At 54.2% G+C, this 12,618-nt stretch carries 12 protein-coding genes; 4 read left to right on the top strand and 8 right to left on the bottom strand.

Going from position 1 to position 12,618, the window contains the following annotated elements:
- Positions 1-77 precede the first annotated feature (77 nt).
- Positions 78-2,468 carry an LTA synthase family protein gene (locus PSTEL_RS08825; protein ID WP_052098295.1) on the bottom strand — a complete coding sequence of 797 codons (2,391 nt, stop codon included), beginning with the start codon at positions 2,466-2,468 and terminating at the stop codon, positions 78-80.
- A gap of 429 nt (positions 2,469-2,897) precedes the next feature.
- Positions 2,898-4,793 (bottom strand): PrkA family serine protein kinase, encoded by a 1,896-nt coding sequence (locus PSTEL_RS08820; RefSeq protein WP_038694701.1) that lies wholly within the window; start codon positions 4,791-4,793, stop codon positions 2,898-2,900.
- A 243-nt stretch (positions 4,794-5,036) separates the two neighbouring features.
- Here PSTEL_RS08820 and PSTEL_RS08815 point away from each other — a divergent pair, with 243 nt between their 5' ends.
- Positions 5,037-5,957, top strand: a complete 921-nt coding sequence (locus PSTEL_RS08815; protein ID WP_038694700.1) for a DUF2161 family putative PD-(D/E)XK-type phosphodiesterase — start codon at positions 5,037-5,039, stop codon at positions 5,955-5,957.
- 239 nt (positions 5,958-6,196) lie between these two features.
- Here PSTEL_RS08815 and PSTEL_RS08810 read toward each other — a convergent pair whose 3' ends face one another.
- Both PSTEL_RS08810 and PSTEL_RS08805 read right to left on the bottom strand, forming a co-directional pair.
- Positions 6,197-7,414, bottom strand: a complete 1,218-nt coding sequence (locus PSTEL_RS08810) for an aminotransferase-like domain-containing protein (RefSeq protein WP_038694699.1) — start codon at positions 7,412-7,414, stop codon at positions 6,197-6,199.
- Between the two features lie 72 nt (positions 7,415-7,486).
- Complete coding sequence (locus PSTEL_RS08805) at positions 7,487-8,143, bottom strand: LuxR C-terminal-related transcriptional regulator (protein WP_038694698.1); 657 nt, start codon at positions 8,141-8,143, stop codon at positions 7,487-7,489.
- A 282-nt stretch (positions 8,144-8,425) separates the two neighbouring features.
- On the opposite strand from PSTEL_RS08805, the gene PSTEL_RS08800 reads away from it, so the two are divergent.
- Both PSTEL_RS08800 and PSTEL_RS08795 read left to right on the top strand, forming a co-directional pair.
- A complete protein-coding gene (locus PSTEL_RS08800) occupies positions 8,426-8,833 on the top strand; it encodes a hypothetical protein (RefSeq protein WP_038694697.1) in 408 nt (135 codons plus the stop codon).
- Positions 8,830-9,894 carry a phosphodiester glycosidase family protein gene (locus PSTEL_RS08795; protein ID WP_038694696.1) on the top strand — a complete coding sequence of 355 codons (1,065 nt, stop codon included), beginning with the start codon at positions 8,830-8,832 and terminating at the stop codon, positions 9,892-9,894. The genes PSTEL_RS08800 and PSTEL_RS08795 overlap by 4 nt, the downstream gene beginning before the upstream one ends.
- A 205-nt stretch (positions 9,895-10,099) precedes the next feature.
- On the opposite strand, the gene PSTEL_RS08790 is transcribed toward PSTEL_RS08795, so the two are convergent.
- The 3 genes from PSTEL_RS08790 to PSTEL_RS28700 form a co-directional block, all read right to left on the bottom strand.
- On the bottom strand, positions 10,100-10,354 hold the full coding sequence (locus PSTEL_RS08790; protein ID WP_038694695.1) for an AbrB/MazE/SpoVT family DNA-binding domain-containing protein: 255 nt from the start codon (positions 10,352-10,354) through the stop codon (positions 10,100-10,102).
- Positions 10,355-10,499: 145 nt separating this feature from the next.
- Entirely contained in the window at positions 10,500-10,748 is a 249-nt protein-coding gene (locus tag PSTEL_RS08785) for a MerR family DNA-binding protein (RefSeq protein ID WP_281176767.1), read from the bottom strand.
- A 38-nt stretch (positions 10,749-10,786) separates the two neighbouring features.
- Complete coding sequence (locus tag PSTEL_RS28700) at positions 10,787-10,876, bottom strand: MerR family DNA-binding transcriptional regulator (protein WP_281176766.1); 90 nt, start codon at positions 10,874-10,876, stop codon at positions 10,787-10,789.
- Between the two features lie 164 nt (positions 10,877-11,040).
- Between PSTEL_RS28700 and PSTEL_RS08780 the strand changes: the two genes are divergently transcribed.
- The gene (locus PSTEL_RS08780; protein WP_245625183.1) at positions 11,041-11,943 is read left to right on the top strand and encodes an aldo/keto reductase family protein; all 903 of its coding nucleotides are present in this window, start codon (positions 11,041-11,043) and stop codon (positions 11,941-11,943) included.
- A gap of 116 nt (positions 11,944-12,059) precedes the next feature.
- Here PSTEL_RS08780 and trmL read toward each other — a convergent pair whose 3' ends face one another.
- Positions 12,060-12,524 (bottom strand): tRNA (uridine(34)/cytosine(34)/5-carboxymethylaminomethyluridine(34)-2'-O)-methyltransferase TrmL, encoded by a 465-nt coding sequence (gene trmL / locus PSTEL_RS08775; RefSeq protein WP_038694694.1) that lies wholly within the window; start codon positions 12,522-12,524, stop codon positions 12,060-12,062.
- Between the last annotated feature and the right edge of the window lie 94 nt (positions 12,525-12,618).

The following is a 12,618-nucleotide window of genomic DNA, read 5'->3' as shown; positions in this document are numbered from 1 at the left end:
CAAGGGCCTTGAACTACACCCTTGGGTCTGTAACTCTTTATGATGCTGTATTTAATCCGTCCGCCATCTTCTAGCAGCTACTTATTCTCCGCATCAAGATCGACAATCGTGCTCACCCGTTCCGCCGAACCAGCACCGGTCGAGGAAGACGGTGCAGGCGATGCAGTTGGTGATGAAGCTGGCGTCGCTGCCGGCGATCCAGAGCCTGTGCTTCCCGGCAGGGCAGAGGCAGCACCCGTCCCTGCCGAAGCTCCCGCTTCCGTCGCCTGGGAGGGATTCAATGTAGCCGGTAGCCCAAACGCGCTCGGCGTCGGGCTTGATTCCGGCAGTGTTTTGGAGAACGAGATCGTGATGCTGTTGAACTTGACCGACTTGCCGAAGGACGAGACGGCTTTGGAACGGAAATCCGTCTTCAGGTTGAAGGCGTAGCCGTAGCTCACTTTTTCATTGTAGAACCGGAAGGTCATCGTGCCGCTGCTGCTTGCCTTGTCGATGATGCGGGAGCTGCTGTGGCCGCTGTAATCCGCGAACCGCAGAATCATCCAGTCGTCCGCCGACATGGAGGATGCGTCATAATCGACCGTGATATCGACGTAGGACTCAGCCGGCACCGTCACGAACTGGCCGTCCGTTACAACCGTCTCGCTGTTCAGCTTCAGCGGAATGTCTTTATCCTTCGTGACCACAATCCGCTGGTCGTTGGCCGATGATTTGTCCACATAGTTCTTGTAGGTCAGAATCTTCTTCTTGAGCTCGTCGTCATTCAGCGAAGTCCGGTCGTAATCCGTACTGAACAGCTCACCGTTGCTTGAGGTCAGGCTGTACAGCTGCCCGCTGTTGTCCACCTGATAGACGGTCCCTTTCTTCGTCGAATAGAACACATCCCCGTTATAATGAGAGGCGAACAGAATCGGCGAATCCTCGGTATACTTGCGGAATACACTCCGGCCAACCGTATAGGCATCCAGGTCCGGGTCGGCGTAATCCAGCAGCGACAGCAGAACATCCTTTTGTCCATACACGCCGTCATTGATAATCTGGCCGTCGATGTCCGGCGAATACGCCGCAAAGATGCCCCAGTTCGAGCCGTACGTCTGATTATTCACGCCATGCGATTCATCCGACACGAACAGCACGAGCGTATCCTTGGCGAAGCTTGAATGGTCGATATAGTCAATGAAATCGGACAGCGCCTCGTCCAAGTACGCAACGGCTGCCGCCTTGCGGCTCGGGTACTTCTCCGCATAAGCGTCCGTAACGGCGTAAGGATGATGTGTGCCGACCGTCAGCATTGTGGCGAACCACGGCTCGCCCTTGCTGTTCAGCTCATTAATGAATTGCCGCGACTGCTCGAAAAAGCTCTTGTCGTCCGGCCCCCAGCCGAAAGGAATATAAGGGTTCTTGAAGCTCTCTCCCCCGATAATCGTGTCAAAGCCCGCCGCCGTCATAAAGTCGCCCTTGGACATGTACTCCAGTGGAGCCGCCTGAATGAAAGCCGTATTGTAGCCTCTATTCTTCAGCAGCTTTGGCAGCAGTTCCTCCCGGTAATTCGAATCCTTTTGCAAATATTCATATGCTTTCGGTGTCGAGGCGTCCATCTTGTCATAGTCCCCGCTGATGAGCGAGTACATACCCCGGATCGTCTGGTTGTTGTGCGTAATGTAATTCGGCAGGATCAGACTGTGATCCTTGATCTTGTCCAGGCTGGTCATCTTAATGTCATTCGGCAGCTCCAGATAGTCCTGGTTGGCGGGGGAGTAGGCTCCGGGTATGCCTTCCATGACGACCATCAAAATATTCTTTTTGCCGGTATGGTTATTCAGCAGGTATTCGCCGTCCTTGAGCTGCTGAGTTGTATTGATCTTCTCTTCAATGTCGGGCGGGTAATCCGTCAGATCATCGGCGTTGAACGTCAGCAGCGCGACCGAATTGCTGATGGAGGCCGACACGAAGGTGCCGCTCTTCCAGTCCCCGGTGGAGTTGATCGCAATAATGAGATAGACGATCAGCAGACCGGCTGCCGCGATCAGGCCGTATCTTCGCTTGGGAAGCGGAAATATCCGGATTTTGCGGAGAAAAAAGACCGACCCCAGCAGCGAAGCCGCAATCACCAGCGAATATACCGGAAAGCTGATATGGAACAGCGTGCCGGTCAGAAACTCCGAATCCGACGCCATCGTAATGTCCTTCAGATTCACCACATGGTCCAGCGCATAAATATACTCGACATTGGCCAGGTGGAACACGGCCAGCACGGCCGCCAACACAAACGCCGCGATCATACTCGCTTTCGAGAGAGCATACAGCAGGAGAATAATGACAATGCCGATGCCGATATCGCGCAGCGTCGGTCCGGCCAGCGCCGAGAACGAAGTCTCCAGGTCCTTTTGCCCGTACAGGAGAATGCGTCCGTATGCCAAACCGAAGATAAATATCAAAGAAGGCAGAGTATAAAGCAGCTTTTTCATAATCTCGCTCCCGTCAATCGAACATATCTTCCATTATATAATGAAATGAGATCGAGTAGTATGTAAAAAACCACCTTTCCTGCGTTCTTATGGGAGCGATTTCTTGACACCGGTTTTACAAATTACCAATCCCCCCCTCTTAACTGCCCCTTCACCTCTCGTTCTCTCTTCCTCGCTAGCACTCGTTCTTTCTCCACCGCTCTCCTCCGCTCCTCGTCTGTCCAGTCCCGAAATCTGAGCATGTCAAAAGGCCGCTGCTGCGCAGCGGCCCCGCATCCACCCTACCCTCTGCCTGGCCGGATGGATGTGCTCTCTATTTAGCGGTTCATAAGCCCGGCCCTTTCTGCGAATTCCTGCCTGCCCATTGAGCCCCGGCCTTCTTTATCCCGAATCTCTTCCCGCCGATGCGGGTAGCGCCCCGCCCTCTTCCTAGCGGTTAAGCAGGCTGCCGACATACCGGAGCAGCTCGTTGGCGCAAATCGGGCAGTAATTATGATCCTCGATCAGCCGGCGGGATACTTCGTTAATCCGCTTCAGCTGGCTCTCATCTGGCGTCTTGGACGAGGTGGTAATCTTGACGATATCCTTGAGATCGGCGAACAGCTTCTTCTCGATCGCTTCCCGAAGCCGCTCGTGATTGCTGTATTCGAACTTCTTGCCCTTGCGGGAATAGGCGGAAATCCGGATCAGAATTTCTTCGCGGAACGCCTTCTTCGCATTTTCCGAAATGCCGATCTGCTCCTCAATGGAACGCATCAGGCGCTCATCCGGCTCCATCTCCTCGTCGGTGAGCGGATCGCGGATCTTCGTCCAGTTGCAAAATGCTTCAATGTTGTCGAGATAGTTCTCGAACAGCGTCTTCGCGGATTCCTCGAACGAATAGACAAAAGCCTTCTGCACTTCGTTCTTCGCCAGCGTGTCGTATTCCTTCCGGGCGATGGAGATGAAGTTGAGATAACGCTCCCGCTCCTCCTTCGTGATCGAAGGATGCTGGTCAAGTCCATCCTTGATTGCCCGCAGTACGTCGAGCGCATTCATGCACTCCAGATCGCCCTTGATAAGGGCGCTGGAAATGCGGTTGATGACATAGCGCGGGTCGATGCCGGACATGCCTTCGTCCAGGTATTCGTTCTGCATTTCCTTGAGGTCCGCTTCCTTGTAGCCCTCCACCTCTTCGCCGTCATACATGCGCAGCTTCTTGATGAGGTCCATGCCCTGCTTCTTGCTCTCCCGGAGTCTCGTCAGGACGGAGAAGATCGCAGCGGCACGCAGCGCGTGGGGCGCGATGTGAACATGCTTCATATCGCTCTGCGCGATCAGCTTGGCGTAGATTTTCTCCTCCTCGGACACCTTCAGATTGTAGGGAACCGGCATGACGATCATCCGGGACTGGAGCGCCTCGTTCTTTTTATTAGAAATGAAGGCCTTGTACTCCGTTTCATTCGTGTGGGCGACAATCAGCTCGTCGGCGCTGATGAGCGCGAACCGGCCGGCCTTGAAGTTCCCCTCCTGCGTCAGTGACAGCAGATTCCACAGAAACTTCTCGTCGCATTTCAGCATTTCCTGGAATTCCATGAGCCCCCGGTTGGCCTTGTTCAGCTCGCCATCAAACCGGTATGCCCGCGGATCGGATTCCGATCCGTATTCGGTTATCGTCGAGAAATCGATGCTGCCGGTCAAGTCCGCAATATCCTGGGATTTCGGATCGGACGGGCTGAAGGTGCCGATGCCGATGCGCTCTTCCTCCGACAGCAGCACCCGGACGACCCGGACCTTCTCGATATCGCCGGCGTAATCATTCTTCAGCCGCATCTGGCAGGACGGGCACAGATTGCCCTCGATCCGCACGCCAAGCTCCCGTTCGATCTCCGGACGGAGCTCATTAGGGATTAGATGCAGCGGCTCCTCGTGCATGGGGCAGCCTTCGATGGCATATACCGCTCCCTGCATCGTTCGCGAATACTGCTCCAGCCCCCGCTTCAGCATCGTAACCAGCGTCGATTTGCCGCCGCTGACCGGCCCCATCAGCAGCAAAATCCGTTTGCGTACATCAAGCCGCCGGGCAGCCGAGTGGAAATACTCCTCCACCAGCTTCTCAACGGCCCGGTCAAGACCGAATATTTCCTGTTCAAAAAATTTGTACCGCTTGCGGCCGCCGTTGTCCTCCACCCCATGCGATTTGATCATGTCATACACTCTGGCGTGAGCCGTTTTGGCGGGAGTGGGGTCTTTTCTCAACAGTTCGATATATTCCTTGAAGGTTCCGCTCCATGCCAAACGTTCATTCTCTGCCCGATACGATGCTATACGTTCAAAAATGTCCATTGCTCGCTGCCTCCTCACCTTGCGCTCTTGTACCCGCGTGATGACCGCCGGACCCGGTGGGGCCCGGACTTTCCGCTATAACCGACTTCCTCCGCCGTCCCTTCCGAGACCCGCCCGCCGTTGGCAGCTGCAGCCATTCGAAAAGTATAATACATAGGTATGCGGATCACCCGGAATATTGACCTCATTTTTGATGTGATATAATAGAGATTCGGCGAAAGTCCGTTCATAAGGAGACAGGCTATGGCGATCAAAAGCGAAACCGAATTGTATGCGCCTTTAAAAAAATACTTCGAAGGACAAGGCTATCAGGTGAAGGGCGAGGTCCGTTCCTGCGACCTCGTCGGAGTCCGGGAGACCGGAGAGCCGCCGCTAATCGTGGAGATGAAGAAATCCTTCAACCTCCCCCTCCTGCTGCAGGGCGTGGAGCGGCTGAAGCTAAGCCCGGTCGTATATTTGGCGGTGGAACGCTGCCGGGAGAAGAAAGGCTCCGCCAGCCAGCGCTGGGGCGAGCTCACGGATCTGTGCCGGCGCCTCGGGCTAGGGCTGGTCACCGTCGTCTTCTACAAGACGAAGGCCCCGCTCGTCGAGGTGCTTGCGGAGCCCGAGGAGCCGGCGAGCCCCGCAAGGCGGCGCAGCGGACGGCGGCAGGAGCGGCTGCTGTACGAGTTCCGCGAGCGCAGCGGCGACTACAACACCGGGGGCAGCACCCGGGTGAAGCTCGTCACCGCCTACCGCGAGAAGGCGCTGCGCGTCGCGGCAGCGCTTGAGGCGGCCGAGCGGGAGGCCGCCCTGACGGCAGCCGCAGCCGGCGAAGCGGCTGCGGCAGAGCAAGGCGGAGGCCGGAACCCGGCCTCCGCTACGAGGCGGGCGCGCGCAGCCGCGCCCGCAGCAGTCCCTGCCGGCACCCCGGGAACCGGTGCCGGGAGGGCCGGGGCCATGGCGAAGCCGGCCCCGGAGGGCGTGACGCCGGCGGAGCTGCGCCGGCGGAGCGGTGTGCCTGCAGCGGCCGCCATCCTGCAGGCCAACTACTACGGCTGGTTCAGCCGTGTGGCCCGCGGCCGCTATTGCCTCACAGCGGCGGGCAGGGCCGCGCTGCTCGAATACGCCGCTGTATCCGTCTCGCAGTCCCTGGCAGACCGGGAGCGCGGCGGGGAAGGCTAATGCCGGATGGGGCATAGCCATCGAACTGAACTCCGGCTCCGCTATTGACTTCGAAATCATCAGGATCATCGGTGATCATGCCTTTTTCGCATGAATCACATCATCGCAACTCACCAGCGCTTATTGCTGTCCTCTAGACCAAAGGCCTCGTTCTCCGAAATGATTTCAGAGAACGAGGCCTTTGGTTAAAGTGCCGGTTCAGACAGACTTTGGATGATGATAACGTTCATACCGGATGTTCAGGAGCGGGCGGTAAATTCCTTGATCGCTTCCCCCATCAAATTCATGCCGAGCAGCAACTCGTCGCGTCCGGGATGGCTGAAGTTCAGCCTGACATACCCGCTGCCGCTTCCGTCAGGCGTGCACAGTGTACCCGGCAGAAAAGCGACGCCCTTTCGCAGAGAGTTCTTAAGCAGAATCAAGCTGTCCAGTCCGTCCGGCAGCGAGACCCAGAGGAACATGCCGCCGGATGGAGCGTCGTAGCTGCAGCCGTTCCAGGCCGCACGCTTCAACAGCTCGACCATCAGCTTTAATCTGGTGTCATATTCGCGGTTCAGCAGCTTGATATGCTCGCGCAGACTGAACGATGTCGCATGGAGCAGATGATAGAGGAGGCGCTGATTCAAGGAGCTTGACTGCCAATCCGCCATTCCTTTTGCGGCCGCCATCACCATGATCAGTTCCCGGTTCCCCGCCGCCCAGCCGGTTCGCAGAGCCGGGGCAACCGTCTTGCTGAAGGAGCCGATATAGAGCACATGTCCGTCATCTCCGGCATCTTCCAACGCGTACAGAGAAGGATAACGCTCGCTCTTGCCATTGCTCCGCCGAAAGGACAAATCTCCGTAGGAGTCATCCTCCACGATCAGAACCTGATGTGCCGTGCACAGCTCAAGCACCGCTCTTCTGCGTTCCACACTCCATAGGATGCCGCTCGGATTGGAGAAGCTTGGAGCGGCGAACAGCGCTTTGGGCCGATGACTCTCCAATTGAAGGCGTAGGTCCTCGGGAAGCAGACCGTCGCGGTCGCTCTTAACCGGCACGATCTCCGCCCCCTGCATTCGCAGCGCCTGCAGTATGCCGGGCGAAGTCGGATTCTCCACCAGGACCCGGTCTCCGGGGTCGATGTACACCCGAGCCAGAAGGTCCACCGCCTGCTGGCTTCCTGTCGTCAGCAGCACACCGTCCACAGGGACATGCACCCCCTGCTTCTTCAGCCATTCTCCGGCCAGCCAATCCCTGAGCGGTCCGTACCCCTCCGGATCACCGTATTGCAGCGCCTGGGCATCCTCCGAGATAACCGTGGACGCCGCCTCGGCCAGAAGCGACAGCGGGAACAGCTCCTCCGCCGGCAGCTCTTCGGCCAGTGAAATCAAGGAACCTCTACGCGTCTGGGTGCGGATACTGAGAAGCGGAGACGACATAAGCGTATGCGCCCTGGCCGAAAAGTCGAATTTCATGCGGCGTTCCCCCCTCGTTCTTTCGGAATGCAGATCCGGAAACAAGCCGCCGCAGGGCTGCCTTGCCGGATACTATGCGTATACGGGTCTGCCCCGGTGTGTATACAGCGCATATTTCTCAATGGCCTGCGCCCGGGTTGAAACTTCGAGTTTAACATAAATCTTGCGAAGGTAATTGTCAATGGAACGGCGGCTGACTTCGAGCTCTGAAGCAATTTTGTCATAGGTCACGCCTTGAACGATCCGGTCCATGATAAATCGCTCTGTAGATGTCAACTTAAAGAGCGCGTCCTGATCCTCAGGCGTCTGAATGGGCCATAATTCGGCCTCAAGCCAGTCGAACGGCATCGAGAGAAATCCCTCCCGAAGTCCTGCGATCAGTTGCAGCAGTTGGCTCGGGGATGCCTCCTTGGAGATCATGCCGCTGGCCCCCATTTTAAGAAGCGGCTGCAAAAGTTCCTTTCCTTTCGTCTCCGTCATCACGACAAAATGCGCGGAAGGCGTTTCCTGCTTCAGCCCCGGCAAAATCGCATTGATCAGGTCTCCCGACACGGAATAGTCGAGCAGAACCAGCTCCGGCCGATTTTCCCGGATAATCTCCCCTCCCTGCTCCCAGTCGGCACATGTCGCAATTACATTCAAATCTCCGGTTTCCTCCAATATGAGCTTTGTTCCCAGCATGCTTGTGGGATGACAGCCCATGATCACTACCTGCCATACCTTACCCATTTCAATCCAATCCTCCTGCTACTATGTAATGAATTCCGGGCTCTCAGCCTTATCGGGAGCACTTCGCGGTTATGGCCGCTTCCCGTTCTCCAAGCTTACGGGCAAATCCGACTATTTACCTAAATGGCATGATAATATGCACATTGGAATCTAGTGAAATTGTAACGCAATTTTTTCAAAAGATGCAATTATTTTTTTCCTGATTCTTCCTCTATCTTTTGCGAATTGGATGCAATTCTGGTAGAATAGGGACTCATATTAAAGCTTAGAGGTGATTCAAACATGCAGCCGTCCGTGAAATCGCAGGACACGTATCCTTCACGTGCCGCGACGCGAAACGGATCCCCCGTCAAATGGTTTTTGTTGTTCTGGCTAATTGTCATTGTGGCCGGCGGTTATGGGGCTTACAGCTATTCGAATCATTTGAAAGACCAAATGGTCGCCCAGCTGACGGCACAGAGCCAGCAGCAGATGGCCGCCCTAAGGTCCGATTACGAGCAAAAGCTCTCTGCGCTGTCCAAGGAAGTTACCGAGCTGCAGGGCCAGGTACAGTCCTTCAATGAGCTGCTGACCTTCACTAAAGACAATGCAAATAATAAGACAGACAACAGCAACAAGCTGTACACCCAGCTTAACGAGGTCCGCAAGCAGCTTGACGTTCTTCAGAAAGAGATGGATCTGCTGAAATGACACCGGTCAAAAGAGTAAATCGTTTCTTCATGCTGGCAACGGCCCCGTTTATCGGGCTCTTGCTGTGCCTCGTTTTGTACCGTCCCTCCCTTACGCTGGATCTGGAGACGCAGAAATTTTTGCCCGTTCCAGGGCCACTTCAGACGACTGACGCGATTGGGCGCGATCTTGGGCTGGCGAAGACGTCCGCCTCTTCCACAACCCATGCGATCAGTACGACTGCCAAGCTGTACAGACAGACGACAGCAACGATGGGCACTCTGGTCGATCAGGCCAGAACACAGGCGGCGCGTCCGGAGCAAATTTATAACCGCCGTATCTCATCAAGGCTGGGATTTCCTTACGATGTGATCGACAGCAGCCGGATTACGATCGAGTTGTATCGGCTTAATCCTGGTGACTATACAGGCTATGCGATGAAAGTGAAGCTGAAGGACCAGACGGCGATGACGATGAGTCTCCCGCAGAAAGGCCTCGGGAGCTCGGAGACAACGCTTCAGGCGGTAAGCCGATACGGAGCGGTAGCCGGCATTAATGCCGGCGGATTCGCGGACCAGGATGGCAAACGTTATCCGCTTAGCACGACAATTGTGGATGGCAAATATTTAACAGGCTTTGAACCCAGCTATAAGGATTTGAGCTTTGTCGGCATGAACAAGGAGGGCAAGCTGATCGGCGGCAAATTCAACAGCCGTCAGCAGCTTGATGCGCTGGAGCCGCGCTTTGGCGCTTCCTTCGTGCCTGTTCTTCTCCAAGACGGCTACAAGACGGAGATTCCCGCCAAATGGCAGACCGCGCCTAGACGCGCCCCGCGTACCGCCATCGGCAGCTACAAGGACAACCAGCTGCTGATCGTTGTAGCCGAGGGGTACAATGAGAACGGCAGCTCGGGGGCAACCCTCGAGGAAATTCAGGACAAGCTGTTCAAGATGGGTGTCATCGACGCGTATAACCTGGATGGAGGCGGCTCAACCTCGCTCATTTTTAAAGGCAGGGTTGTGAACAAACCTTCCGACGGTGGCCTGAGGCCGGTACCGACCAGCTTCTTGTTTTTTAAGTAGATTATTAGGGCTCAATTGCCCTGCTTCCTTCCGAACCACGGGGGAAGCCTTTTTTATGTACGCATATGCTTAAGACGAAACGCCTCGGCTCTCCCTCTATAAGGGCAGCAAAAAAGCGCCGCAAGCGGCGCTTGTTGTGATACCGTTCCGTAGCCGTTGCCGGCCTCTTGTTGGTCTGACTTGATGCTTACGGAGTCCTTATGATTTACGCGTGTCTTTGCAGCTGAGTCATTTCATTCAGACACTGGCTGCAAATATAACGCTCCTTGTACTCGCTTACTTCTTCCATCGATCCGCAGAACACGCACTTCGGCCGATAACGCTCCAGAATAATATGGTCCCCCTGGACCAGAATCTCTACTGGATCTCCCTCATTCATTTGGTACCTTTTGCGAAGGGATTTAGGCAGAACAATTCTACCGAGTTGATCCACTTTACGCACTACGCCAGCGGGCTTCATCTAACCTACACCTCTCCTATTCAACTGTTAAATATGGAATATCGAAATTTTTCCAATATGTTGAATATTCGATGCTCATATGTCGAATCCTGCTGATAAACATAAAAAATTTTTACAAAGCATGTTTTCAGCCCTCATTCCTGGGCTAGTGAGTATCAATATGAAAAATTCCGATTTCGTTGTAATGCGCCAACTTATAATTGATCATACCAAGACTGCGGTTAAGAGTATTCATTTTCTGCTCAATATTCTCCTTATGCTGTTCAAGCAATTCCCTCCGCTGCTCACATGTAGATGAACCGTTTAGGCATAACATCATGAATTCCTTGACTTCCTCAATCGGCATTCCACTGTTCTTAAGACAACAGACCAATTCCAGCCAGCATATATCCATTTCTGAAAATTTGCGGGTACCGTATTCGGTTCTTTTAATTAAGGCATCAGCCCCTCTTTGTCGTAATAGCGCAGCGTTGAAATAGGCAATTGCAGACGTTCTGAGACTTGCTTGATTGAATATTCCACAAAAAACTCCTTCCCGAAAAAAACAACTCCGACCCTTGACCTAAAGTTAAGTTTATCCCCTATTCTGATATTGATCAACAATATGAGAAGGAGTGGAGCAAATGAAATACAGAAGACTTGGCAAAAGCGGGCTGAAGGTGAGTGAGATCGGCCTAGGCAGCTAGCTGACCTATGGATCGGCTACAGCTGAGGAAACGGCGGTGGCTTGCATCCATAAAGCATATGAACTTGGTATCAATTTCTTTGATACGTCTAACTCCTACAACGGAGCGGAGAAAGTGGTGGGCAGCGCATTACATGCGTATCCCCGCAGCAGCTATGTGCTGGCAACGAAGGTCTTCTTCCCTCAAGGCCAAGGACCAAATGAGCGCGGCTTGTCCCGTAAACACATAATAGAGCAATGTGACGCCAGCCTGAAGCGTTTGGGGACGGATTACATCGACTTATATCAATGCCATCGTTTTGATCATGAAACACCGGTCGAAGAGACGCTTCGCGCACTTGATGATCTTACAGCCCAAGGCAAAATCCTGTACGCAGGAGTCAGCGAGTGGAATGCAAATCAAATTGCGGATGCGGCTTCAATCGGTAAAAGTCTGAATCTGCGGCCGCTGATTTCCAATCAACCGATATACAATATGTTCGAACGCTACATTGAAAAAGAAAACGTAATCAGCCAGTGCGAATCCGATGGGCTTGTGGTCTTCTCACCGCTTGCGCAAGGTGTGCTCACCGGCAAGTACAAGCCGGGCATGGCAATTCCTCAGGACAGCAGAGCGGCAAATGACAATACGAATGGCGTTATTAACAGTTATTTACGGGAGGATGTGCTTGCTTGCACCGTTAAACTGGAAGAGCTGGCATCGAAGCTTGGGATTTCCTTATCTCAATTCGCCTTGGCATGGGTGCTGCGCCAGCCGAATGTAAGCTCGGCCATTATTGGCTCCAGCCGGCCTTCCCAAATTGAAGAGAACATTAAAGCGATCGAAACCGAGTTAACTGACGAAGTTTTAGCACGAACCGAAGACATCTTGTCTGTCGTCAGCAGCTTCGCACCGATGAGATAAGTTAATCCATGCTAGATCTGTTGGAGGATGATGTGGCGACCACTTGATTTTTGTCCCTAGCGAAAAATACAGCAAAAAGACCGACTGCCAACGCAATCGGTCTTCAGCTATTGCTCTTAGTTCAAACCCGGAAAACCGAGTTGACGAAGCGCTTCATAGACGATAATGGCCGCCGAATTGGAAAGATTCAGTGACCGGACATCACCTGTCATTGGCATCCGCATCGTCGTCTCCCAACCCGCCTTTAGAATGCTGTCCGGGAGTCCTTTCGTTTCTTTGCCGAAGACAAAAAAGTCGCCGTCCCGGAATTCATAGTCCGTATACCGTTTGTCCGCTTTGGTTGTCGCATAGAAGAATCGACCCTCCGGATACATTTCCTGCACCTCGGCAAAAGAGTCATGATATTCAATGTGAACGGCATGCCAGTAATCGAGCCCTGCCCGCTTCAAGGTCGCATCGTCCGTCCGAAAGCCTAGCGGACGCACCAGATGCAGATGAATGCCGGTCGCCGCACAGGTGCGGGAAATGTTGCCCGTATTGGCCGGAATCTCGGGTTCTACGAGTACAATGTGAAGTGCCATACCCTATTCTCCTCCAAACTCATGCTGATTCACAGCGAATTATCGTGATCGCCCTATCAGGGTCCAATTGCTCAAGAAGACCTTCCACCGGAGG

The organism is Paenibacillus stellifer (genome assembly GCF_000758685.1).
Lineage (GTDB): Bacteria > Bacillota > Bacilli > Paenibacillales > Paenibacillaceae > Paenibacillus_AQ > Paenibacillus_AQ stellifer.
Note: the sequence above shows the minus strand (reverse complement) of the source record. Positions and strands in the feature narration are given on the sequence as shown.